This window comes from Candidatus Leptofilum sp., assembly GCF_965223525.1.
Classification (GTDB): domain Bacteria; phylum Chloroflexota; class Anaerolineae; order Promineifilales; family Promineifilaceae; genus Leptofilum.
The window spans coordinates 229,374-253,903 of sequence record NZ_CBDCWX010000005.1 but is presented as its reverse complement, the minus strand read 5'-3'; the positions used below and the strand labels follow the sequence as shown (position 1 = coordinate 253,903).

Below are 24,530 nucleotides of genomic sequence, written 5' to 3'. Positions count from 1 at the left end.
AATCGGTGAACGGTAATCGGTGATCCGATAAGCGATTACGGATTACCGATTACCGTCAAAACTGCCTCGTCTTTGTGCGGCTTGAGCAGGCGGGTGGTTTTGCTGCTTTCATCCAGGGGGGGACGGCCGTTTTCCAGCCGCAGCAGTCGTTGTGAGGTGAGTAAATAAAGGGGGGGGGCCTCGGAATTGGGGATGGCGGCGATGAGGTTGCTGCGCCGGGCAATGACCGATTTGCCGTTGTCGTTGGCTTTTTCTGGCTGGTGCAGCCAGTCTGCCACGAGCTGACGGCCGTAGCCATCGTTGGTGATGAGCAGGATGGGGGTGTTGGGCTGGCTGAGTACGGCCGTTTCTACCCTGTCCCCCTTGCCCACATTCATGAGCTGGCTGCCAGAACCCCGCAAACTGCCCACCTGGCTCCGTAGGCTCTTGCCGCTGCGGGTAAAAAGCAGCAACGTTTCCTGCTCGTCTGAGCCGCCTGCAAACACCGGAACGCCGGGCAGCGGCTGGTCAAACATCAGCGGCACGGGGGCTTCGATGCTTTCAATCATGACGCGGGTGGGATACGGCCGTGCCAACCCCGCCGAGGTTACCAGCAGCAATTTCTCCTGCTGCTTAATCTCTCGCCAGCGTGCTACCGTACTCAACACTTCCCGCTTTTCTAGCTGAAACACCTGGTTGAGCGTGACCCTGGCCACCTGCTGCTCGGCCAACTGGCGCGGAGTCAGCAGCAAAAAGCGGTATTTGGACGTGAGAATCAGCAGTTGCTCATCCCAATCAGCCGTAATGGCACGCTGGCCATTTGTTGGCAGTTCTAATTCCTCCAAAGTCACAAAATCTCTTTCTCCTCTGTGTTCTTTGTGGCTAAAAAGTTCCGGTAGAGGAACGGCCGTAACCACTTTGCCCTCCCCCAGCACCACCAACGCTCTGTCCGATTGGGTGGATTCTGCCTCAACAACGCCTTCCTGCACCTGGATGCGCCGCCGCAGCGTCTGGATGTTGGCTGGGCTAACCCGAGGCCGGTTTGTCTCGCCTGGTTCGGCTGCGCCCACATCGGCGGCCGTAAACGCCTGGGCAGGGTCTGTGCCTGCTTCCAGCCCCTGTGCGAAGATGCCCAGCCCAGCAGTGACGCTGCTAAAGGTATCCACCCGCCGCACTTTTTCTGAGCCAAATTTTCGCTGCAGCATCTCATCAAAGGCAGGTACCTGGCTGGAACCACCCGTGCGAATCACCGCATCAATCTGTGCTGGCTTTAGGCCAGAGGCGGCCATCGTTTCCTCAATGTGGGCATCAATCGCCTGAATTTCGGCGCGGATGATTGTCTCGAACTCGCTGCGCGTCACAAATTCCTGTACCTTGAAGCCCGGCCCTTCAAGCGTAATTGTCGAGCCGCGCTTTTCAGAAAGCGTCCGCTTGGCTTGCTCCACAATATCGAACATTTGCAGGCCGTAGTTGCTGGAAACCAAACTCTCCAGTGCTTCGATTTGGTAGCGGCGCTGGGCAGTTTGGGCGATGTCGCGCAGCATTCGTTTGTTTTCGGCCGTTTGCAGCTCCAAAATTGTTTGCCAACTTGAAAACGAGTCGTAAATCCAGCTAGGGATGGTGAGTGCTTTGTGGCGGGGGCCAAAGTAGCTGCCTTCGCCAAAGTGGCGCGGCAGCTTGGCGCGCACCAGCTTCTGGTCGAATACGTCACCTGCTACCGGGATACCGCCGGTGGCCAACACGCGCTGGCTGGTGCGCTCGCCCAGGCGCATCACCGTCAGGTCTAGCGTACCGCCACCAAAGTCAAACACCAGCACATTTTGCGGTGCGTTGATGCTGGCTTCGTAGCTGTAGGCAGCGGCAATAGGTTCTTTTTGCAGGTAGACGGTTTCGTACCCGGCCTGGAACGCGGCTTGCAGCAGCCGCGCCTGTGCCAACCGATCTTTTTCAGGGTCGGTGGCAAAGCGGACGGGGCGGCCTAGCACCACCTGGTTTAGCGGTTGTCCTAAATGCTGCTCGGCACGGGTTTTGGTGATGTTGAGGTAGAGTGCGATTAAATTTTCCAGCGAGTAATAATGCTGGCCGATGATGGTGCCGGGGTAGTCGCTGTCACGCAGGCTGGTTTTAATGGAAAGGAGCAGTCGCCCAGGTGAGAAAACGTCCACGTAGACATACACATCAGTCACGTAGTGCATATCTGCCCCGCGAATTTCAATCTCGCCCACCCAGACCCTCTTGGTTTTGACAGGCCGCCCTACGTTTTGCTCAAAGTACCGATTGAGCGCATCGCGGCCAATGTAGATTTGCTGCTCGTTGGTGATGTAGAGGGCAGTGCGGGCGACGTGTGGGTTGCTGTTGGCTGGATCGAGGGGCAAGATATTGACTGAACGGCCGTCATATACAGCCATTCCCGAATTTGTGGTTCCGAAATCCATCCCCACAATCATGGTTCACCTCCTTTACGCAATGTGTAGTGTGCCTGACCGAATTGACCAGTCTAAACGCGGCTGGGTATTTCGTCAAATTTTGAATCACGAATCAGACGAATAAACGAATCCCACGAATGTTTTACCGTTTTTATTCGTACAATTCGTTAATTTGTGGCATTCGTGATTTGTTTGGATTTTACGGTTGTTAGTGAAGGCGAATTGCCGTATAACCATTGCTTATGGTAGAAGATTGGGAAAAGCTGAACAGCGAAGAGGTTGCCAACTATCGCATCTTCAAAATGCGGCGAGATAGGCGGCGGTCGCCGCGCACCGGGGCAGAGCACAGCTTTTTTGTGTTGGAATCGCCGGATTGGGTGAACGTGGTGGCCCTTACGCCAGACGAGCAAGTGGTGATGATTCACCAGTTCCGCCACGGAACGGCCGAAATCACGCTGGAAATCCCCGGCGGCATGGTAGACCCACACGAACATGACCCGGCTAAGGCTGCTCGGCGTGAGTTGTTGGAAGAGACGGGCTACGTCGCCGAAGAAGTCATCCACATTGGCACAGTACATCCCAACCCCGCGTTTTTGAACAACCGCTGCGATACTTACCTGGCGCTGAACGCTCGTTGGCAGCAAACTCCTCAGTTTGATGGAGCGGAAGATATCGCGGTGGCGTTAATCCCGATTGAGAAGATTGCAAGGTTGATTGGAAACGGCCGTATCACCCACGCCCTCGTCGTTGCTGCCTTTTACCATTACGAAAACTATCTTAGATTGAAATTGGACATGGATAAACACTGATTGACACAGATAAAAGCAAAAATCAGTGTGAATCTGTGTTAATCAGTGTCCCATCAAAGGCAGAACTCATGGCAAAACGAAGAAAAAGCCAAAAATTGCTGAGCGAAGATATTCACCTGCTGGGTGACATCTTAGGCCAGGTCATTCGTCGTCAGGCGGGCGTCGAGCTATTTGAGCTGGAAGAAGGCGTGCGGGCACTCTCCAAAGCGCGGCGCATGGATGACAACCCGGAAATTGACGCTCGGCTGGCGCAAATTGTGGATGGGCTGAGCGTGGAAAAGGCAGAGCTGCTCTCGCGGGCGTTTGCCAATTACTTTGAGCTGGTCAATTTGGCGGAAGAGCAAAACCGGGTGCGCGTTCTGCGTGACCGCGAAAGAAAAGCACACCCACAGCCGCTCAAAGAATCCATCACCGCCGCCATTGCTCAACTGCACCAGATGGGTGTAGATGAGTATGAGATGGGCAAGCTGCTGGAAAAGCTCCATGTGGAGCTGGTTTTCACGGCGCATCCCACGCAGGCCAAACGCCGGACGGTGCTTTCCAAGCTGCGCCGCATCTCGACTGCCCTTACAGACCTGCACGTACGGGATTTACTGCCTACTGAAAAAGCCAATTTGATGGCCAGCGTTTTGGCTGAGGTGACCGCACTGTGGCTGACGAACCGGACGCGAACGGCCGTTATCACCGTCACCGACGAAGTAAAAACCGGGCTCTACTACATGGGGGCAACGATTTGGGGCACCTTGCCAGAGGTATACGCCAGCATGGCCCGTGCCATTGCCGACTACTACCCAAACCTCACCCCACCCAGGAACTTTCTCACCTTTGGCTCCTGGATTGGTGGCGACCGGGACGGCAACCCCAATGTGACGGCGGATGTGACGGCCGAAACGCTACGGCTGCATCGCGGGTTGGCTGTGGTGCAACATGAAGAAGCCGCCACGCGCCTAAAACGCTCCCTAACCGTTTCCGATTCGCTCACCCCCATCCAGCAAGAGTTTTTGGATGCGCTGGCCGAGGTACAAAATACGTCTGAGCATCTTGTCTTTTTGCAGGATCGGTATCCCAACGAACCGTATCGTCTGTGGGCAGCGGCATTGGCAGAAGATTTGGCAACGGCCGCTTCTGGCAACATGGTGGCGCGGCTAAAAGGCGAAGCAAATCCACCGCTGCGCCTGAAAAGTATGAAAGATTTGCTGGAACCGCTGAAGCTGATGGACAAAACGCTAAAACAAAGCAAGCTGGGCGACCTGGCGGCAGATCAGCTAGCCCGGATGCGGCGACAGGCGCAGGTGTTTGGCCTGCATGTGGCGCGTTTAGACATTCGCCAATACAGTGATTTTAATACGGCCGTTCTCGACGAACTCCTACGCAAGCTCCAACTCCACGACGGTTTTAGCGAGCTGGAACCAGCCGAACGCGCCCACATCCTCTCCAATTTACTCGCTTCTCCCAATCCAGAATTGAGTCAGCTTACCGATTTGTCGCCAGAAGCAGAGGAGACGCTGGCGCTCTTCCAAATTTTGTACCGTGCCTACGATTTTTACGGTTCAGAACTGATCGGCCCCTATATTGTCAGCATGACGCATGGCCCAGAAGATATTTTGGCACCGATGCTGCTGGCGAAGTGGCACGGTATTTGCCTGGATCCCAACCGGGAGGACGAGGGGCTAACCTTTGTGCCACTGTTTGAAACTCGTGAAGATTTACGCAACGCGCCGGACGTGATGGCCAACTTGTTCAACCACCCTGCCTATGCGCCCCATCTGGAACGCGTGCGCCGTGAGCAAACCATCATGATCGGCTACTCAGACAGCAACAAGGACGCGGGCTACATGGCAGCAAACTGGGAGCTGTACCAGGCGCAAGAGGCATTGGCCAGGTCGTGCGCCGACCACGACGTGAGCATCATGCTATTTCATGGGCGCGGTGGCACCATTGCGCGTGGCGGTGGCCCGGCCAACCGGGCAATTTTGGCACAACCGCCGGGGTCGGTAAACGGCCGTATCCGCATTACCGAACAGGGTGAAGTGATTGATGAACGTTACGGGCATCCCGCTGTGGCACGCCGGCACCTGGAGCAAGTGGTCCACGCCACGTTGATGGCCAGTGTAGACCCCCGGCATGGCGGTACCACTCAGCCCCAGGATGATTGGCGGGAAGCAATGGATGAATTAGCGGCCGTTTCCTACAAAACGTACCGTCAGCTCATCTACGAAACGCCAGAACTGCTGGAATATTGGGGCGCGGCCACGCCCATCACCGAAATTAGCCAGATGCGTATTGGCAGTCGGCCGTCGCGCCGCACCGCCAAAGCTACTTTTGACAGCCTGCGTGCCATTCCCTGGGGCTTTAGCTGGATGCAAAGCCGCCACGTATTGCCTGGCTGGTATGGCGTTGGCGAGGCACTGGAAGCGTACGGCAACCAATCGCCCAAGCATTTGCAGCGTTTGCAAGAGATGTACAAAAAGTGGCCCTTCTTCCGCGTGGTCATTGACAATGCCCAAGTGTCCCTAGCTAAAGCAGATATGGGCATCGCCAAGCTATATGCCAATTTGGTGGAGGATGAAGCAATCCGCAACAAAATTTTTGGCGAGATTGAAAGCTCTTTTGGCCGGACGGTAAGCTGGATTTTGCGGGTCACAAGGCAGCGGGAGCTACTGGATAACGATCCGGTTTTGCAGCGTTCCGTGCGGCAGCGTAACCCCTACGTGGATCCGCTAAATTTTGTGCAGGTGGCCCTGCTGCGGCGGCTGCGCTTCTTGCCAGAAAAGGACAGCCCCAAAGCGCAGCAGCTTCTCCACGCCATTTTCTTGACGATTAACGGGATTGCTTCCGGGCTAAAAAATACGGGGTAAACTATCTAATAGTGTCATGCCTGCGAAGGCAGGCATCCACTCTGGGCAATTATGGATACCCGCGAAGGCGGGTATGACAGCCGAGGGATATTTGGATAGTTACTTTGTAACAATACCTTTACTCCTCAACATCCATAAACTTTTCAGCAATAAAACGGTAATCTAGCCAGGCAGTTTCTGGCATGGCCCAGGCGTTGCGGCATTCAGCCAGGATGACGGTTTTGTGGCTGTTGACTGTTTTCAAGGAGATAAACAGTTTTTCGGCAACTTGTTTGGGGGTTAGACCGTTCGCAAAGGCCTCTAGCACTTCATTTTGGCGGGGGGTGAGTTGTTGGTGAACGGCCGTTTGCTTCATTTCCTCTAAATCATCCAGTAACCGACGTGGCCCCGCCAACACGTCCGTTTCGGACGTGACCGGGCGCGTGAGCTGGCGCAGTGCCGGAAAGTAGCTGCCCCAGGGCATCATCGGTACCTCAATAAGCTGGAAGCCCGCATCTGGTGGCAGGTGCATCATGCCCCCGTCGCGGGTGGGGGAGAGCCATTCGTCTGGCGTGTAGCTATGCCACAGCCGGTCTTCGTGCCCAAAGTGCAGCATGGCGGCCGACATGGTCATAAAGCCCAGCATCTGCCGCCCGCCGCTGATGCACACATGCAACGTGTGCTGCTCATTTTTTAGCTCAATTAGCAGTTGGCTGATCGCTTCCCAGGTGGCGTGGGCGTCCGCTTCATCACGGATGTCTGCTACGGGGTCACCATTGTGGGCAATAGGGTGAAACGCCAATTTGATATTGTTGTAATGGGGTTCGCTCAGGGTGGCAGTGATTTTTTGAACGGCCGTTTGCAATCGCGGCGCATTCATCCCTAAATGAATCAACAACGCCTTGTCCAAACGAACGCCTCGTGCCAGTAGCGCGTCTATGGCAAACGAAATGACTTGTGGCTGCCCCCCCAGCGTAGCCACAAAAGTTGTTTGCCTGCGAATACCCATATTTAAGCCTCAGAAAACCAGTAAAGAAGTTGGTTGTTGGTAAAACATCGCGGATGATAACTGTATTCGGTGCAAAAAATCATGCAAAAATTGGTCAATACGCAATCTTTCTTGCAGCAATAATGGTTTGTTTAAGGATAACGGCCGTAATCGTTCTGCCAACTGAGTTGCAACGGGGTATAAATATCCAACAGGTTTCGTTGCTTCGTGTATTTGTCTAATCAATTGGTAGACGCGAGGATCAATAAGAAAATGTTTTGCACAAGCTGCACCGCCAGCAAATAATAAGCCATCTGGCAGCGACAAGTTCTCAAAATCTCCGATGAGTACGGAACCAACACCATATTTAGTATACAATTCATCAGCCAAAGGGCTAACAAAAAGATTCAAAAATGTGGGCTTAATGCCTTGCCTTAGGAAAAAATCTACAGCTTGAGAAACGCTTTTTTCAGCAAACCCGTCTGCAATTAATATGCAGCAGTTGCTATTTATTGACTTCATTATTAAGAATCCTCTACAATGGCAAAGTGGCAGGCTTTTCGCCTGCCACCTTGCGCTAATTTCCCCACCTGGTACGCTACGCTCCGGCACTGTAGCAGAAAGCGCGCTCAACTTCGCGTAATAGCGGGCGAGTTTAGGCAACTTTTTTGTAAATATGCTCAAACGGGCCAAACCGTGCAAAAAAGTTGGGGGTCGTGGCACATTTTCATGTATTTAGCCACTACTCCACGAGGAAAAGTTATGAAGAAAAGCATCCCTCCAGCACAACTAAAAAAAGAAATTCACCAAGCGCTTAAACATTTTCATACCGTTCAAGACCCGCCAGACAATATGTTATCTAATCTGGTGTTGGTGCAAGAGGCTGAAAAAAGTGAAGCACAAAGTTCCAAACGTTATTGCGTGAATGTGGTTTTGGAAAAGGGATTGAAGCAGCTAGGCATTTATCAGTCTGAAGGCATGCAAATTCTCAGAAAGCGATTTTTGGACCGAAAATCATTTGCCGAAGTTAATGATGAACTGGGGTTTGCCTCGATTGATCGGGTGAAACATAAACAGTCCAACGCATTTAGCGAGCTGGCTCAAATAATCTGGGATTTAGAGTTTGCCGCCCGAAATGCGCTTATTACTGCTCAAAAAAGCAAGTTAGAGGCTAAGGGGTACACGCAGCTTTTTGGGATTGACAAGCTCCATGACGATCTTTTTCAACTGCTCACTGCGGAAGGATCGCCCTGGGTAGCTACTTTGGTAGGGATCGGGGGAATAGGCAAAACTTCTTTAGCCAACTTCACCGTGCGACGTGTGATTGAACAACTGCATTACCACGATGTGGTTTGGCTGAAGATTTCTGAGGTGGATAGAGGCGGACGGCCGTATCCCACACCGCAAACCTTCGACAAACTCATTGCCCAACTGTGCCAAAAAATGTTGCCAGCACTTTCCAGCCAAACATTGCAGCAAGAGCGTCTGTTCCATCTGCAACAGTTGCTCAAAAGCCAACGCTTCCTCATCATTATTGATGATTTGGAATTAAAAGAAGATACCGCTTACCTAATCTCAGAATTAGTGACGTTGGCTAACCCTAGCCGCTTTTTGTTGACCTCGCGCACCAAACCCGCGCCCCATGCTGGTTCTCAATCTATCAGCTTGCCGGAGCTAACAGAAACAAACAGTCTGGCACTCATTCGGCACTATGCTCACGAAATTGGCTTTGAGGAGGCCGCAAAGGCAAATGACGAAGCGCTACTGCCAATCTACAAGCTGGTTGGCGGGAACCCTTTTTGCCTGAAACATTTGGTAAACTTGGCCATGCACCGCCCCCTTAAATCGCTGTTGGATTCATTAAGTAAACGGCCGTTAATCAGCGGCAACGGCATGTATCAGCACATCCTAAAGGAAACCTGGCTTGGCCTTAGCAATGATGCCAAAACCGTCCTGGCCGTGATGACATTGGCCACTGAAGACGGTATGGATGCCGAACAAATCGCAAAACTGAGCGACCTGCCCGATGCCAGGCTTTGGCCTGCCATTAACGAACTGATTGGTCGCTCACTGCTAGAAATTAGAAGCAGCACCCTGTGGGATCGCACCTATGGTATTCATCGGCTCACAGAACTTTTCCTCCGCTCGTTAATGAATGGGGGCAGTAATGATGAACACAATGACCTTTGATATTAACGCAGTCGTTGCGGGAGCCATCACCAGAGGGCTATCTCATTATAAAAATCAGCTACTTGCCCCGCCGGAGCAGGCTGACCAACTCAAATCGCAACACGCGGCCATCCTGAAAACGATTGAAGAAAGCTTGAGCCATGCCCACATTCGGGCAGAGGCCGTGCAATTTTTGCTCGATTTATTTCCGACCTTTGAACGATGGGGACATTGGGCAGATTGCGTAAAAATTTTGCAAGAAGCGCTACGGTTAGATTTGCCACCAGAGCAAAAAGGTTATTTGCATGCCAATTTAGGGCGCATTAACTTGCTCAATCGCAACTTTGATGATTCGTTGCACCACCTGAATCTAAGCCTGACCATTGCCGAAAAACATCAGCTAAAGGCTCTTGCCGGGTTAACCTATCACCGACTCATGAACACATATTTGCGGCGTGAAGAGCATGTAAAAGCAAAGGAGCATGGACTTCAAGCGTTAACATACCTTTCTGGAAAACCATCAGAAACGTTGGCTGCTGCCTATAACTCTTTGGGGCTTGTTTTTATGGGCTTGGGCGACTTGAAGAGGGCTGAAGGTTATTTTTGGGATGCTTTGGCAATTTGGGATTGCCTTAAAGATTACACGCATATGGCGCGTAGCTATCAGAATTTGGGCGTATTGTTTTTTCAGCAAAACATTTGGGAGGATGCCAAAAAGTGCTTTGAGAATGCTTTAGTGACGTTGGGCAATACGTCGAGTGCAGTAGACAAGCTTAAGGCTATGAATGGGCTTGGCACTGTCTACTATATGCTAGGTGATTTTGATACGGCGGAAAATGTTTTTAGAGATGCGACGGCAAAATGGGAAAGCGAATTTGGGGATAAAATTGGCTGGTACCATTTGCGGGGCTCATTGACCCATAACTTAGGCAATACGCAGTTGGCAAAGGGTGAGATACAGCGGGCACAGGTTACCTTAAACCGCGCCAAAACTTTCTGGCAACAGGCCAATGATGATATTCAAAAAGGAAATACAGTCGGTACTATCGCTGAAGCTTATATGAAGGATGAAGCGTGGGAAGCGGCCGTAGACAGTTATGATGAAGCGATGGCGCTACTGAAAAACTTTCCAAACCATCCCTGGGCCAATAGTCTGACCGAAAAGTTTATGGAGGAGAGAGCAAAATGTGCTGAACGGCTTGCCCAAAGGTAACGGCCGTTCAGCGCATTTCTTTATTTGTTAGTCCGGCAACGAACCACCGCAGGAAGATGTTTGAGAAGAGCAATCACCGTTTGTTGAGGGTGGTGCCGTTGGTGCGGCTAAAAATCCCAACATCAAACCCGCTGCAACGACCAAATGGGCCAACTTTGTTTTTAAAGACATTCCGATACCTCCAAAGATTAGGGTGGAGGCTCAGGTGTCAGGCGCGCCCAGGGGTGTCCCTCTTCATGAAGTTCACAAGAGCCTGGAAACAGTACTTTTTTGCATGCAAGCCCAGCATATATTTTTTGCGCTTCTAGCACATGAGACCTTTATTGAAAAAGGTCTGAGAACCCTTCTGAATTGCGCTTCTTGCACGGCACGACAACAGCTCCATACTCGCCCATCATCCGACGCTATGTTAGAATCGCCCCTGTGAAACAGATGGGTTATTTGGTTATTGGGCATATCACAAGAGATGTGACGCCGGCAGGTGATTTTGTTGGCGGTACGGTGGCCTATTCTGGGCGTGCGGCAGATGCTTTGGGTTGCCAAACGGCCGTTCTCACAAGCTGCGAACCAGAGTATGAAGGGCTGAAGCAGCTAGCACCGCTGGCTGTGGAGGTTGTTCCTGCTGCTAATACCAGCACCTTTGAGAATATTTACGGGGAAGACGGCCGTACGCAAATGCTCTACACCGTCGCCGACAAGATTCGCCCGGAACATTTGCCGCTAGCCTGGCGGCAGCCTGCGGTTGTGCATCTTGGCCCGCTAACCAACGAGGTTGCTCCGGCCTTCATGCGCCACTTTCCCCACAGCATCATCGGGCTGACGCCGCAGGGTTGGCTGCGCCGCTGGACAGTAGACGGCCGTGTGTACGCTACCGAATGGCCGGAGGCAGAGCAATATTTGCCCTTGGCCGATGTGGTGATTTTGAGCGAGGAAGATTTGCTGAATGATGAGATGCTGCCTCGCTACCGGCGGCTTTCTAAGCTGCTGATCATGACGGAAAATTTGCGTGGCTGCACCGTTTTTGCCGAAGATGAAACGCGCCAAATTCCTGCTCCGCGGGTGACCCAGGTAGAACCAACGGGCGCAGGCGACATTTTTGCGGCTGCTTTTTTGGTTCAATTTGCTCGCAACGGCCGTAACCCGTGGCAAGCAGCCGAATTTGCTAACTTCATTGCCGCGCAATCCGTCACAAAAATTGGCCTCGATGCCAAAATTGATTTGATTCAATCGTTGCAACACGAGAAAAATTACTCAATTACTTAATTGCTCAATTACGACATTTTGTAATTGGGTAATTGGTAACTGGGTAATTGGGTAATTCATTGATGACAACAAAAATTTACGCAATTGCCAATCAAAAAGGGGGCGTGGGTAAAACCACCAGCGTGATCAATTTGTGCGCTTATTTGGCCTCCAGTGGACGCCGTGTGCTGATGGTGGATATGGATCCGCAGGCCAATGCCACCTCTGGTTTGGGTTTCGACAAGTACGAACTGGAAAGCTCTACGTATGACCTTTTGCTGGAAACGGCCGTACTCGATGATATCCGCATTCAGCACAAAGAGTACCAGTTGGACTTGCTGCCTGCACATCCTGCCCTGGCTGGTGCCGAAGTGGAACTGGTTAATGCCATCGGGCGAGAGTACCGTTTACGGAACGCGCTGGCAAAGATAGACGGCCGTTACGATTACATCCTCATAGATTGCCCACCCAGCCTCTCCATGCTCACCGTAAATGCCCTCACCGCTGCCAAAGATGGCATTATCATCCCTGTTCAGTGTGAATATCTGGCTTTAGAAGGACTTACGCAACTCACGCAAACTATCGAACTGGTGCAAAAATACCTCAATCCCAATTTAGCCATACGCGGACTTATTATGACCATGTACGACAGCCGCACCAACCTCAGCCGCCAGGTGGTAGAAGAGGTGCGTACTTACTTTCCTGGCAAAGTGTTCCGTACCATCGTGCCGCGCAACGTGCGCCTGAGCGAAGCACCCAGCTTTGGCCAGCCAATCAATTTATATGCGCCAAACTCTCCCGGAGCAGTGGCCTACAAAGTGCTGGCCGCCGAGCTAGTGAAGGGAGACATGACGGCGAAATCAACGGCGCAGGGGGTGGCGGCATGAGCAAAAAACGCGGACTAGGTCGCGGCCTGGGAGCACTCATCCCCAGCGACCATAATGCTCCGGCTGAGGAAGGTGGTGTAAAGATGGTGCCAGTAACGGCCGTATCTCCTAACCCCCACCAACCCCGCAGTGTCATGGATGAGCAAAAGCTGCAAGAATTAGCTGACTCCATTCTGGAACATGGCCTCATCCAGCCACTCATTGTCACGGCAGCCAATGGTGGCTACACGCTCATCGCTGGGGAGCGTCGCTGGCGGGCTTGCCAATTGGCAGGGTTACAAGAAGTTCCAGTGGTTGTTAAAGAAGCCACCCCGCAAGAGATGCTGGAATTGGCCATCATTGAAAATGTGCAGCGGGCTGATCTCAATCCGCTGGAAGAGGCGTATGCTTACCAGCAGCTTGCCGAAGATTTTGGCTTTACCCATGAGCAGATTGCACAGCGCATGGGCAGGGGGCGCACCACTGTCACCAATTTGATTCGATTGTTGGGCTTGCCCGACAATATTCAGCAGGCAGTGGCAGACGGCCGTATTAGCGGCGCTCACGGACGGGCATTATTGCCCCTGCCCAACGCCACCATGCAAACCAACGTCATGAATGACATCATCAAGTTCAACCTCAGTGTGCGCCAGGTAGAAGCACGCGTCACCACGTTGCTCTCTGCCAAAAAGCCCAGAGCAAAAAAGCCACGCTCTGGCTTGCCGGTTGAGCTAGAAGCACTGCAATCCCAATTTCAGGACAGCCTGGGGACGAAAGTCAACATCGAAACCAGCGGCAAAAGCAAGGGGCGCGTTATCATCCACTACTACTCTGATGAAGAGCTACAAGCCGTCTACGACGCCATCATTGGCGAAGAGTAAGATTTATTAGGGATGCCAAGTGATGGTTGGCACAACGGCCGTTTCCGCATAAGGGCCGTTTGCCAAATCATCAAAGTAATCGTTTGCCAATAAACCGCTGTAAGAAAATAGCGAATGCCCCGCCGTGCCTGCGTCACGAGCCATTTGGATGCGGGCCTCGATTTCGGCAAAGGAGCAGTAACCACCACCGATGCCGGGAATGATGAAACGGCCGTTCCTCTCCATCTGAAAATCTTCTACCAGCGTCTGCCAGCGGGAACGAATCCAATAATCATTCGAAGTTGGATCGGGGTCTTCCTCGTAATTGCCTTCAGCGTTGCAGTCGTTGTAGCTGCTGCCGGGGTAAATCATCGGCGAGATGCTGTCAATGGTGCCGCTGGTCAGCCACGCTTTGGAATCTTGATAATAATGAACATTGCCCTGCTGTGGCGAGCCGGGGAAGCCCCAGGTGGGGTCTAGCTCATGTATTGGCCAAACGGCTGCAGAAAGCCAAAGACCTTCTTTGAGCGACACTACCTCTTCGTAAAAACGTCGTACCGTGCCGCTGACTTGATCGCGCTGCCACTGTGCATAGCCATCATCGCTAAAGCAGTCCGTACCATATCGTGCTTCGCTGACTGGATCGCAAGACGTGTTGCTACCGCCGTAGCGAATGTGATCCAGATGCAATCCGTCAATATCATAGCGTGTTACCAAATCTTTCCCCACAGCGATGAGATGGTCATCTAAAAAGATGGAGGCGGGCGTGCCGCGCATGTAGGCACCACAGTAAACTTCATCATCGGTGGTCCATTGTAGGCCGTGGGGCTTGTCGTCTGTGCTGCCGTGTTCGTTGAGCAGTTGGTGGTAGAGTGGCGTAGGCGTCACCTCCGCATCAGGCGGCGTGTCGCAAAAGCTGCCGCCGTTCCAAACTGGGTAGACGTTGATGTAGGCGTGTACCTGCAAGCCTGCCGCATGCGCTTTTTCGATCATTGTGGCTAGTGGATCCCACAGCGGGTCTGGTGCTTGGCCGTAGACGCCGCTGACGCGGTCGGCCCACGGTTCCAGGTTAGATTGGTAGTAGGCGTCGGCAATGCCGCGCACCTGGAAGAAGATAGCGTTAAAGCCAGCAGAGGCCACGTTTTGCACAATTTCGTCAATTTTGGCGGGGTCGGCGGGCTGGCCGTAGCTAGTCCAGTCGAAGCGGCTGACCCAAACGCCACGAAATTCGGCCATGGGTTCGGGGGTGGGTGGGTCTGTGCTGTCTATGATGAGAGGGAGGTAGACGGCCGTTTCTCCCCCAGCCTCCACGTTTTTTCCACTTTGCAATTCCAGTATCAAAATGAAAAATGCGCTTAGTAAAAAAAAGTTTCGTTTCATAGTTAATGTCCTAAGTGCCAGTCACGGTGCGACAGTTCTGGTAACTGCGGATCGTTCTGCACCGTGACTGGCACTTTTTAAGTAGATTGTGGCACAGAAACGGCCGTCTCGCCGCCAAAAACCCATAAATTTACGCTCCCTCCCCATTTTTTAACGCAATCTCTACAGGTGAGAGCAATAAGTGTTCAGGCTTTCAAGTGTTATCCTGAAAACCTGAGTACCTGAGAACATAAGCTCTCAATTACCCAATTACCCAATTACCCAATTACACAATAAAATCCTCCCATGAAGCAGCCACAAAAATTTACAACCGGGGCGGGGCGCATTATTTACTCCTTTCCCGTGCAGTCGTTCCCTAGCTTGGTGAACAATATTTATTTGATTAGCGACGGCGATTCACTGATTTTGGTGGATTGCGGCTCTGGCTTTGCCCAGGCAAATGACCAACTGCTGGCGGGGGTTACGGCCGTATCCCAACAGTTCAACGAAGCCATCAGCCTGGAAGCTGTCACCCATATCCTCATCACTCATGGCCACATTGATCATTTTGGCGGGTTGCCTTTTGTTCGGCAGTTCACGGCGGCACCCGTGGGTGTGCATGTACTGGAGCGTCGCGTTCTTTCTAATCACGAAGAACGCGCCATCTTTGCCTCCAGCCGCCTGGATACTTTTTTGGAAGGAGCGGGCGTTTCTGAGGAGCGGCGCGAAGCGTTGATGCAGGTGTATCTGTTTGGCAAGCAATATTATCAATCTACGCCAGTGCAATTTTTACTGGAAGAAGGCACGCCGACGGTGGGGGTCATCGAGGTGTTTCACGTACCGGGGCATTGTCCAGGGCAGGTGTGCCTGTTAGTGGATGATGTGCTGCTAACGGCCGATCACGTCCTCAGCCGCACCACGCCCCACCAGGCTCCAGAGAGCATCACTAACAACATGGGGCTAGGTCACTATCTTGATTCGCTGACCAAAATTGAGAATGTGCCGAACGTCCGGCTGGCGTTGGGTGGACATGAAAAACCGATGGAAGATGTGTACGGCCGTATCCAGGCCATCAAAACCGCCCACGATGACCGTCTCAACAAAATCCTGGAGATTTGCAACGAGCCAAAATCGCTGGCCGACATCAGCCGCGACCTCTTTGGCAATGTGCAAAGTTACCATGTGCTGCTAGCGCTGGAAGAAACTGGCGCACACGTTGAATACCTCTACCAGCGCGGAGAACTCATCGCCGCCAATCTGGACGAAATCCAAAAGACACACCATCCGGTTATCCAATACCAAAAAGCATAATTTTAACTAGATGAGCTAGAACCAGCATTTTTATCAACAGATTTTCTAACTTTTCAAGCTATGGAAAACCCAAAACAGATTCAAGGCGCTTTGCTCGATTGGTGGGATGCTGGCCATGCCGACCTGCCCTGGCGACGCAGCAAAGACCCATACGCCATTTGGGTGTCGGAAATTATGCTGCAGCAGACCCAAATCGCCACCGTTATTCCCTACTTTGAGCGATGGCTGGAACGATTTCCTACGGTGCAAGCATTGGCCGAAGCGTCGCTGGATGACGTTTTGAAGCTGTGGGAGGGGCTAGGCTACTATAGTCGCGCGCGCAATTTGCACGCGGCAGCTCAAACGGTGGTTCAGGAGTGGAACGGTCGTCTCCCCCAAACCGCCGCCGACCTGATGAAGCTCAAAGGGATTGGCCGCTACACTGCCGGAGCCATCGCCTCGATTGCCTTCAATGAGCCAGCGCCCGTGCTAGACGGCAACGTCATCCGCGTCCTCAGCCGCCTCACCGATTTGCCCGACGATGTGACCCAAACCGCCACCAAAAACAGCCTCTGGCAACTGGCGGAGCAGCTTGTGCCCGCAGACCGCCCCGGCGACTTCAACCAGGCACTCATGGAACTGGGACAAAAAATTTGCCTATCTGCCAAGCCGATGTGCCTGCTCTGCCCACTTTCGGCGCACTGTTTAGCGCGGCAGCGCGGCACTCAGCTAGAGCGTCCCGTCCGCCCGCCGCGCAAGCGCACGCCCCACTATGATGTGGTCGCTGGGATTATTTGGGCAAAAGACGCGGTTGTGGGTAAGCCTGAGAGTAAGTTTTTGATCGCGCAACGGCCGTTCGATGGCCTGTTGGGTGGTTTATGGGAGTTCCCCGGTGGCAAGCAGGAAGATGGCGAAACCTTGCCGCAGGCGCTGGTGCGCGAAATTGAAGAAGAGCTGGCCATGCAGATTGAAGTGGGAGAGTTTGTGACCAAAATCAAGCACGCCTATACTCACTTCCGCATCACGCTCCACGCCTTCCACGCCCACCATCTGTCTGGCAGTCCGCAGCACCTCGGCGTTGCCGACCACACTTGGGTCACCCTTGCCGATCTCCACAACTACGCCTTTGCCGTCACTGACCGGAAGATCATTGCTGCGCTGCTCGCTGAGGCGAGCGGTAATCCGTAATCGGTCATCGGTAAACGGTTTACCGAACACTGATTACCGATTACGGGTCACCAAAGACGTTTCACGTAACCTTCATTGTCAAAATCAGCCACCGGGGTATCATATGCTCATGTCCGATACCATCTCTTCTGGTCAATTTAGTCTGGCTGGTGTTTCGGCTGCTGCTGCAACCGCCTTTCGTGAAGGCCGCAAAGCCTCCAGCGAGCAACAATTTCTCAAGGCGATTCAATATTTTTCGGAAGCGCTTGAGTTCGACCGCCTCCCTGCTTTGTTCCGAGCCCGCGTATTTGAATATCGCGGGCTTTGTTTTTGGCTGATTGGCGAGTTTAAGGCAGCTGAAAAAGATTACAATGAGTCGCTAACGACCAGTGATAACATTGGCCAAAAAGCACGGGCACGGGTGCGGTTAGGAGAGCTAGCCGATTTTCGCGGCGAATATGATGCGGCTGCTGCTTTGTATAAGGCAGCTTTGCAGGAGGGCACCTCTACTGAAAATTTGCTGGTAGTTGGTCGAGCACGGCGTGGTTTAGGCATTCTGGATCGCCGCCAGGGGAACACGGAGCGTGCATTGCGCCAGCTAACGCAGGCATTGGCTATTTTCCGGCAGGGGGGCGAAACGCGGGAGCAGGGTCGTGTGCTAACCAGCCTGGGACGCACGCGGCAGGCGCGTGGCGAATACCAGCAAGCGCTGTCGGCGCATCGGGAAGCATACCTGCTGCTGGAATCGGTGAATGACCGTTGGCGTGTGGCTCAGGCAGTGAATGATATTGGTGAGTGCCATCAGGCTTTGTACGATGTGGAAAAAGCGTATGAACATCATCAAAATGCGCTGAAGTTGGCCACGGAGGCAGGGGCAAAACTGCTTGTCCCTGAAATAAAGCGAAATTTGGGCATAGATTTGGTGGAATCTGGCCAGTACGATCAAGGTCTGGTTTACTTGCAGGCTGCACTGCAAGGGGCGCGGGAGCATGGCAACCGGGAGCACGAGGCGCTGACGCTGTACCAGTTGGCGCGGGCTTATTTGCAGCATGAGGATGATATGTTGGCGGTGCAAGTTGTGTTGGCGCTGACCCACGTTGCAGAAATGTTGAATGCTGACCGCTATCGGGCGTTGGCGGCGTTTGCCCACGGTGAATTGCTGTTCCATCAGGGTCGCCAAGCAGAAGCTTTGAATGAACTGAATTTGGCAATGCTGGCAGCGCAAACGGCCGTTGACCGAGGTATTCTCTGGAAATTGCACGCTGCCATGAGCCATGTGACTGACAATGAGCAGATTGCGGCCGTTCATTTGAATATCGCTGCTGAATTTATTCGCCAAACGGCCGAACCGCTGCAAGATGAGCGGCTGCGCCAATGCTTTTTGAATGCCCCCCCCGTGCTGGCCGTGTTGCAAGCGGCCAACATTAACCCCAATCAGATTTAATTCACGCGAAAGGCGCACAATTTTATAGAAGGACCTTTTCTGCTGGATGCTGATTTTGGCGTAGAATTTTCTTTCTGGATACGGTCGTCCTACAATAGGGGGTAAAATAACCTGCAAAGGAAAGGTTTTGCCATGCAAAAAGCAAAAAAAAGGGCAGCTGTCCCCTCATTTGTGGCGCTTTGTTTCATTCTGTTAATAGCTTGCACCACACCAGAAGAACCAGCGACACAAACCCCAACGCCACCTATTGAAGAAGAAGCCACGCCTATCGTGACCGAAATTGTGGTGACAGCGATTGCTGAAGTGCCTACGGCCGTACCCACCTCAGTACCTGCAACCGAACCCAAAGCGCTGGTTGTTTGCATGAGTCAGGAGCCTGATTCCCTATACCCGCATGGCAGCACGACTCTGGCAGCAACGGCCGTTCAGCACGCCATCTTTGAAAACAATATCACCACCTTGTCTTTTGATTACCAGGCACAAGGTTTGGAAAAAATACCAAGTTTGGTAGACGGAGATGCTAGAATTGTGCCAATAGAAGTGAACAGTGGAGATATTGCCGTGGCGGCCGATGGGAATCTGGTCATTGTGGAGCCTGGGATTGCGCTAACCAATAGCAACGGTGAAGTGACGATGTTCGACGGTGTGCCAATTGAAATGGAGCAACTGATTGTGGATTTCACCATGAAAGAACGTCGCTGGAGCGACGGTATGCCAGTCACCGCCCACGATTCAGTGTACAGCTACAATTTAGTGGCCGATCCAAACACGCCACAATCTAAGTTCACGATCAATCGCACGGCTAGTTACGTGGCAACAGATAATTTGACCACACGCTGGGTGGGCGTTCCTGGTTTTTATGACACGACCTACTTTACTAATTTTTGGCAACCATTGCCGGAACATATTTGGGGCGAACTATCTGCTGCGGAATTGCTTGTTACAGAAGCTTCTCGCCGTCTGCCTGTTGGGGATGGCCCGTTTGCCATTAAAGAATGGATTCCTGGAGAACAAATTCAGTTGGTACCCAACCCCTTTTACTATCAGGAAGGCTTGCCCCACCTGGATAGCCTCACCTACAAATTTATCCCGGAAACCAATCAATTGATTTCCCAGCTACTAAGTGGCGAATGTGATATTGGTACGCAGGATGCGCTTGGCAGTGAGCACACGCCTTTTTTGTTAGAAGCAGAAAGCAATGGGCTGCTGGTGCCGTACTTTCAGACGGGGACGGTTTGGGAGCATATTGATTTTGGGATTAACCCGGAACCGGCTCATGCGGTTACACGCCCAGATTGGTATGAAGATGTGCGGGTGCGCCAGGCAATTGCTATGTGTACCAACCGGCAGCGAATGGTAGATGATATTTTATTCGGCCGTTCTGAGGTGGTGCATGTGTACATTCCAAACAGCCATCCACTATTTGCTAATGGACTTACTGAATGGCCGCATGATCTCATTGCGGCCAGTGCACTCTTAGATGAAGCTGGTTTTCTAGACAACAATGGCGATGGCATCCGTGAAGCGCCCTCAACTGAGACACCGTTTTCACCCACGCTGATTACTACCCTGGAAAATGATATGCGTAACCAACTGGTTCAATATTTTAAAGAAGATTTATTGGCCTGTGGCATCGAAGTTCAGTTAAGCTATTTTCTTTCTGGGGATTTATATGCGCCAGGACCGAATGGCCCCCTGTTTGGGCGACGGTTTGACTTGAGCGAATTTGCCTGGAGCACGGGCGTACAGCCGCCGTGCCAATATTTCTTATCCAGCCAGATTCCAGCAGCGGTAAATGATTGGACTGGGCAAAATAATTCAGGCTTTACAAATGAGGCATTTGATGACGCCTGTCTACAAGCAATACGGAGTATTCCAGGAACGGCCGCTTACCGAGATGGCCATGCAGAAGCACAACGCATTTTTGCTGAACAGTTGCCGATCTTACCCCTATTTTTGCGCTTGAGGGTGGCAGCCGCTCGCCCAGAAGTGTTGAATTTTGGCGTAGACTCAACGCAGGAGTCTGAACTGTACAACATTCATCAGATTGATCTGCGTGAGTGAGGTCAAAAAGGGTCAACTATCGAGTGGCTCAACCTCAATATCTACGTTCAGTTCATTCCCAACGGCATCCAGCTCTTCCTGTAGACTCTCAATAGATGAGTTCGGTGGGGCAAACACTGTGGCATCCATGACGAATAGCTTTGTTCCGCCAAAGGGCGCATCTTCGGTGCCGGTATCTATCGTTTCCACACTCACACCCTGCTGGGCTAGGTGGTGTGTGATTTCGTGGATAATGCCTTCATGGTCAGCACCACGGACATTGATTTGAAAGCGATGCCACCCTCTAAATTTTTGGGAGATGCCGCGTTGCGTGGCGCGAATGGTCAGATCAAATCCCTGATTGCGAAGCCCGTCTAGGGCAGTTTGTAACTCGTTGAGATGGTCTTCTGCAACGGAAACGAGCATCAGCATGGCAAATACCCCACCCAGGCGAGCCATGCGGCTGGCATCTACATTGCCATGATGCGCCAAAATGATTTTGGTGACGTCATCTACAATGCCAACGCGGTCGTCACCAGTTGCGGTGATTACTAATGGTTTTTGCATGAAAACTCCCTCCAATATAATGGTTATAGGCTCAGATTTTAAAAGATGAGTAATTGTAAACGATACGTGGGTGGAAGGAAAAAATTGGAGGAGGGGATGTGGAAAACGGCCGTTTCAGCCAAAGACGACAGATTGCTATGCAGGTTCCGGGCTGATCGGGGAAACGGCCGTTTTCAGAAGTCGTCGTTTTGCTCGGGGGATAAGTTATTGTAGCCAGGACAGTTCTCTGTCCTCTCTCAACCCGTTTTCCTTAACTCGATGGTGACTGACGCGATACCACCCGAAATCCTATAAATAGATTGCGGTAGTTAGGCGTGTCGTGGTTGCGATGCGCTGCAAGTGCGCTGTATTGATCGAGACCCCATGACCCCCCCCGTACCAACTGCCGGGTTTTACTATTGTCTAACCAGCTACTCGTCCAATTCCAGACGTTGCCGACCATGTCGAGGCAGCCGTAAGGGCTATCTCCTTTTCCAGCGTATTGGTTAACTGGCGTAGTTGACCTTATGCCACTCTCTTCGGTGTTACAGTTTTCTTTATCCCAATCATTACCCCAAGGATAACGCAGTTTCTCATTTTGATCTGAATCCCAAGAGGCGGCCTTTTCCCATTCTTGTTCAGTGGGTAGCTCCATTCCTGCCCATTTAGCAAAAGCTTGGGCATTATGCCAGGAAACCAAAACGACCGGATGGTTGGCTTTATCTTCTGGATAAGAATGGGTTTTCTTGAACTTTTTGTAATGCTTATTTGTCACAGGTGTCTTGGAGATCCAATACTCTTTGAGTTTCACTATTTCTTGCTTGGCAGCATTATCATTGCTGTCGTCACCATACAGAAATTTTCCTGCCGGGATGTGAATCATTTCCAGACCGGTTTGTTCGTGTGTGTACTTTGCACTGGCAGGTGGTTGTTCTTTTACAGACACAGTGGGATCATTCAACAGCGAGTTGTGAGAAGGCCAATCGTGATTTGAATGATACTTTTTTAACCAGTCAATAAGCCCCTCCAACATTGACATTTCCTCTGTATGGTACAGTTCCATTACGAAATGCAGCATTTTTTCTGCCTTCGTATCCCCATGCAACTCTTCATACTTTACCTCAAAGGGGTGAATCAATTCACGCAGCTCATCCACTTTTAGATTGCGAGCTATCAAATTACTAAAGTCGTTTAATTTTTGGCTGGTTGGTTCACTATCTGTCATCATTTCTCCATTTGGATCCTTTATTTGAGGTCCCTTGACCGTTTCCTACTCATGATCGAAATATTGTTCAGAAAAGTCTACAAGGCAGCAGCTAGAGGAAGTAACTCCTCTAGTTCCGCCAGATTCCCTATGTCCCCAGCGCTCGACCCAACCTCTGTAGCGATTGATTCCAATTCTAAAGGGGCGTTTTGCCACCCTGGAAGCTGTTGCGATGCTTCTACGGCTTCTGACCCAGCGGAGGACGGTGCAAGACCGGATGACACAAAACTGGATGACTCTGACGGGGGTATCCCTGATGATGCCGTCCCAGCGCTAGGTGGCCGAGGTGGTGTTAGAGGTCTTGGAGAAATTTGGCTTAGCCATGAATGATCATTGAACTCAAAATCGGGTGAAATGGGCTCTCCGAGCTGTGGAATAAATGGATATTGTTCGATGCTAGGTGGAACAGGCTCTCCAATTTGCGGAATTGGTGGTCCAAACTGGCCAGTTTCATTATTAAATTGTAAGGTTGATAGAGGGATTCCAATTTGTGAGTATGGCATCATAAATTCTCTTGTATAGCTGTGTTTGCAATATTCCTGAACTACTTACTATCCATCCGTAGAAGTTTTAATTGGTTCCATAGAGCTGGCAAATAACTGTGTCAACTTCGCCATGCCTTCAGAAGGAGGTTGCTGTCCCGCTAGTGCAGAAATATCGTATTTGGCTGATTTGTCTGTACTCCTCGTATTTTCTCTTGTGGTCGAAATAGTCCCCGAAATATTAGCCCCGAATCCAAAAAAGCTGCCCCCAATTTTTAATTTACCAGTTTTATCTTCAGTATCTTTTTCAGCAGTTTGTTTTTTGACCTCCATCGAGAAATTCACCTGGGTTTTTTGCATCAGAAATGCCGGAACCGGAACCAGCGAAATGACAGGTGCTTCAATCTTTACTGTTTCAGTAGATACATCACCTGTTGTTGAATTTGTTACAGGTCTTTCCAGGTTGAAGGTAACAGTTTGTGTTTTAGTACTATCACCGGGATCTTCTTCACCAAACGCTAATTCAAATATATATTCGAGATAAATTTTGCAAAGCTCTGCCTGAGCATGTGCAGAGGCTATCATAGGACCGGCGATTAGCTTTTCTATCGGTAATCCAACGAAATCTTTAGTGATCTTTTTGCTTGCCATAATTTTGCACCTCTTGTTTTGAAATAAAGATTTATAGATGTTTTATGAAGTTATCGTATGTTCGAGACTTTCCTTCGGGTGTTTCGTTCAGCTTAAAATCAAGCACAAATGAAGCACTTATTCCGGAGGGTTGATTTTCTTCTTGATCCAAAGGACCAACCCTAACTGCCAGCATCTCATTTTCTTCTTCCCAATATACCGTTTTGAGGTTGATCTCCACTTTCACATTTTCTAGAGCCATTGCATGATGGTGGAGGAGGGCAACAATTGGAACATCTATTACTTTGTGAGAACCGTCTCCTGCGGGCACCTTAAGGGGAATAGAGGTAGGTGTATAACTGCTTACCTGACCCTCCTCATCGTGGGTTTCATCAAAGTACTTACTGAACTCATCAATAGAACTCTCTTTTAATATTTCATTCGCTCGGTGAATGGATATGCTTAAAGCAGCAAGCAGATTATCTAAGGGAATATGAGACATTTCGCTTACTTCACTTTGATGAATTAACTCTAAAAACCATGGTCGGATTCACTTTGTACTTATTTATCAGATAAGACAAATCGCTACTTACTTCGACAATAGCATGTCTTTTATCATCAGTAGGCTGCCAAACGGCATATCTTCCACTCAACTCTTTATCCTCATCAATTTTTACCTTCACAAGCTTGTCAAGGTTAGTGATAAAAGGCTTGTTTGAAGTTAGATCATTCCATTTCATCTTTGTCGTCGACCTCCTTATTTGGCTCAGAATTTTGGTTTATGAATACGGTTTCGCATAAACAAACTCAGCATACATATCTACCGCTTCCAAAACGCTTCCAACGGCCGTTTCCCCCATATGCGCCTCTTTCAACTGGAAGCTATAATCTTGCCACCAGCCCAAAACAACACCCC

22 protein-coding genes are annotated in these 24,530 nt (G+C 51.2%); 11 read left to right on the top strand and 11 right to left on the bottom strand.

Annotated elements, in window-relative coordinates; translation table 11 throughout:
- Positions 1-35: 35 nt before the first annotated feature.
- Complete coding sequence (locus ACOQPM_RS06565; protein ID WP_420628444.1) at positions 36-2,426, bottom strand: Hsp70 family protein; 2,391 nt, start codon at positions 2,424-2,426, stop codon at positions 36-38.
- Positions 2,427-2,647: 221 nt separating this feature from the next.
- Between ACOQPM_RS06565 and ACOQPM_RS06560 the strand changes: the two genes are divergently transcribed.
- Together ACOQPM_RS06560 and ppc are read left to right on the top strand one after the other, a co-directional pair.
- Positions 2,648-3,214 carry an NUDIX hydrolase gene (locus ACOQPM_RS06560; protein ID WP_420628443.1) on the top strand — a complete coding sequence of 189 codons (567 nt, stop codon included), beginning with the start codon at positions 2,648-2,650 and terminating at the stop codon, positions 3,212-3,214.
- 68 nt (positions 3,215-3,282) lie between these two features.
- Complete coding sequence (ppc, locus tag ACOQPM_RS06555; protein WP_420628442.1) at positions 3,283-6,072, top strand: phosphoenolpyruvate carboxylase; 2,790 nt, start codon at positions 3,283-3,285, stop codon at positions 6,070-6,072.
- A gap of 118 nt (positions 6,073-6,190) precedes the next feature.
- Here ppc and ACOQPM_RS06550 read toward each other — a convergent pair whose 3' ends face one another.
- Entirely contained in the window at positions 6,191-7,060 is an 870-nt protein-coding gene (locus ACOQPM_RS06550; protein WP_420628441.1) for a CRISPR-associated ring nuclease, read from the bottom strand.
- Positions 7,061-7,069: 9 nt separating this feature from the next.
- Positions 7,070-7,561 carry a hypothetical protein gene (locus ACOQPM_RS06545; RefSeq protein ID WP_420628440.1) on the bottom strand — a complete coding sequence of 164 codons (492 nt, stop codon included), beginning with the start codon at positions 7,559-7,561 and terminating at the stop codon, positions 7,070-7,072.
- A 240-nt stretch (positions 7,562-7,801) separates the two neighbouring features.
- Between ACOQPM_RS06545 and ACOQPM_RS06540 the strand changes: the two genes are divergently transcribed.
- Positions 7,802-9,229 carry an NB-ARC domain-containing protein gene (locus ACOQPM_RS06540; RefSeq protein WP_420628439.1) on the top strand — a complete coding sequence of 476 codons (1,428 nt, stop codon included), beginning with the start codon at positions 7,802-7,804 and terminating at the stop codon, positions 9,227-9,229.
- Positions 9,230-9,392: 163 nt separating this feature from the next.
- Positions 9,393-10,421 carry a tetratricopeptide repeat protein gene (locus ACOQPM_RS06535; protein WP_420628438.1) on the top strand — a complete coding sequence of 343 codons (1,029 nt, stop codon included), beginning with the start codon at positions 9,393-9,395 and terminating at the stop codon, positions 10,419-10,421.
- A gap of 27 nt (positions 10,422-10,448) precedes the next feature.
- Here ACOQPM_RS06535 and ACOQPM_RS06530 read toward each other — a convergent pair whose 3' ends face one another.
- Positions 10,449-10,592, bottom strand: a complete 144-nt coding sequence (locus ACOQPM_RS06530; protein ID WP_420628437.1) for a hypothetical protein — start codon at positions 10,590-10,592, stop codon at positions 10,449-10,451.
- 261 nt (positions 10,593-10,853) lie between these two features.
- On the opposite strand from ACOQPM_RS06530, the gene ACOQPM_RS06525 reads away from it, so the two are divergent.
- The 3 genes from ACOQPM_RS06525 to ACOQPM_RS06515 all read left to right on the top strand — a co-directional run bounded on the left by ACOQPM_RS06525 (position 10,854) and on the right by ACOQPM_RS06515 (position 13,410).
- Positions 10,854-11,684 carry a PfkB family carbohydrate kinase gene (locus ACOQPM_RS06525; protein WP_420628436.1) on the top strand — a complete coding sequence of 277 codons (831 nt, stop codon included), beginning with the start codon at positions 10,854-10,856 and terminating at the stop codon, positions 11,682-11,684.
- A 62-nt stretch (positions 11,685-11,746) separates the two neighbouring features.
- A complete protein-coding gene (locus tag ACOQPM_RS06520) occupies positions 11,747-12,550 on the top strand; it encodes a ParA family protein (protein ID WP_420628435.1) in 804 nt (267 codons plus the stop codon).
- A complete protein-coding gene (locus tag ACOQPM_RS06515) occupies positions 12,547-13,410 on the top strand; it encodes a ParB/RepB/Spo0J family partition protein (RefSeq protein ID WP_420628434.1) in 864 nt (287 codons plus the stop codon). The genes ACOQPM_RS06520 and ACOQPM_RS06515 overlap by 4 nt, the downstream gene beginning before the upstream one ends.
- A gap of 6 nt (positions 13,411-13,416) precedes the next feature.
- On the opposite strand, the gene ACOQPM_RS06510 is transcribed toward ACOQPM_RS06515, so the two are convergent.
- Positions 13,417-14,769, bottom strand: coding sequence for a glycoside hydrolase family 10 protein (locus tag ACOQPM_RS06510; protein WP_420628433.1), 1,353 nt, complete (start codon positions 14,767-14,769; stop codon positions 13,417-13,419).
- Between the two features lie 285 nt (positions 14,770-15,054).
- Between ACOQPM_RS06510 and ACOQPM_RS06505 the strand changes: the two genes are divergently transcribed.
- The 4 genes from ACOQPM_RS06505 (at position 15,055) to ACOQPM_RS06490 (ending at position 20,713) form a co-directional block, all read left to right on the top strand.
- Entirely contained in the window at positions 15,055-16,059 is a 1,005-nt protein-coding gene (locus ACOQPM_RS06505) for an MBL fold metallo-hydrolase (protein WP_420628432.1), read from the top strand.
- A 60-nt stretch (positions 16,060-16,119) separates the two neighbouring features.
- Positions 16,120-17,226, top strand: coding sequence for an A/G-specific adenine glycosylase (mutY, locus tag ACOQPM_RS06500; protein WP_420628431.1), 1,107 nt, complete (start codon positions 16,120-16,122; stop codon positions 17,224-17,226).
- 109 nt (positions 17,227-17,335) lie between these two features.
- Positions 17,336-18,649 (top strand): tetratricopeptide repeat protein, encoded by a 1,314-nt coding sequence (locus ACOQPM_RS06495; protein ID WP_420628430.1) that lies wholly within the window; start codon positions 17,336-17,338, stop codon positions 18,647-18,649.
- A 132-nt stretch (positions 18,650-18,781) separates the two neighbouring features.
- Complete coding sequence (locus ACOQPM_RS06490; protein ID WP_420628429.1) at positions 18,782-20,713, top strand: peptide ABC transporter substrate-binding protein; 1,932 nt, start codon at positions 18,782-18,784, stop codon at positions 20,711-20,713.
- A 12-nt stretch (positions 20,714-20,725) separates the two neighbouring features.
- Here the strand turns inward: ACOQPM_RS06490 and ACOQPM_RS06485 are convergent, their stop codons facing one another.
- The 6 genes from ACOQPM_RS06485 to ACOQPM_RS06460 form a co-directional block, all read right to left on the bottom strand.
- Complete coding sequence (locus tag ACOQPM_RS06485; RefSeq protein WP_420628428.1) at positions 20,726-21,259, bottom strand: glycine cleavage system protein R; 534 nt, start codon at positions 21,257-21,259, stop codon at positions 20,726-20,728.
- 250 nt (positions 21,260-21,509) lie between these two features.
- Positions 21,510-22,466: a formylglycine-generating enzyme family protein gene (locus ACOQPM_RS06480; protein ID WP_420628427.1), complete on the bottom strand. Its 957-nt coding sequence runs from the start codon at positions 22,464-22,466 to the stop codon at positions 21,510-21,512.
- A gap of 587 nt (positions 22,467-23,053) precedes the next feature.
- Complete coding sequence (locus ACOQPM_RS06475; protein ID WP_420628426.1) at positions 23,054-23,635, bottom strand: DUF2589 domain-containing protein; 582 nt, start codon at positions 23,633-23,635, stop codon at positions 23,054-23,056.
- Between the two features lie 31 nt (positions 23,636-23,666).
- Positions 23,667-24,116: a DUF2589 domain-containing protein gene (locus ACOQPM_RS06470; RefSeq protein WP_420628425.1), complete on the bottom strand. Its 450-nt coding sequence runs from the start codon at positions 24,114-24,116 to the stop codon at positions 23,667-23,669.
- Between the two features lie 10 nt (positions 24,117-24,126).
- Positions 24,127-24,354, bottom strand: coding sequence for a hypothetical protein (locus ACOQPM_RS06465; protein ID WP_420628424.1), 228 nt, complete (start codon positions 24,352-24,354; stop codon positions 24,127-24,129).
- Positions 24,355-24,393: 39 nt separating this feature from the next.
- A complete protein-coding gene (locus ACOQPM_RS06460) occupies positions 24,394-24,519 on the bottom strand; it encodes a hypothetical protein (RefSeq protein ID WP_420628423.1) in 126 nt (41 codons plus the stop codon).
- Positions 24,520-24,530 lie beyond the last annotated feature (11 nt).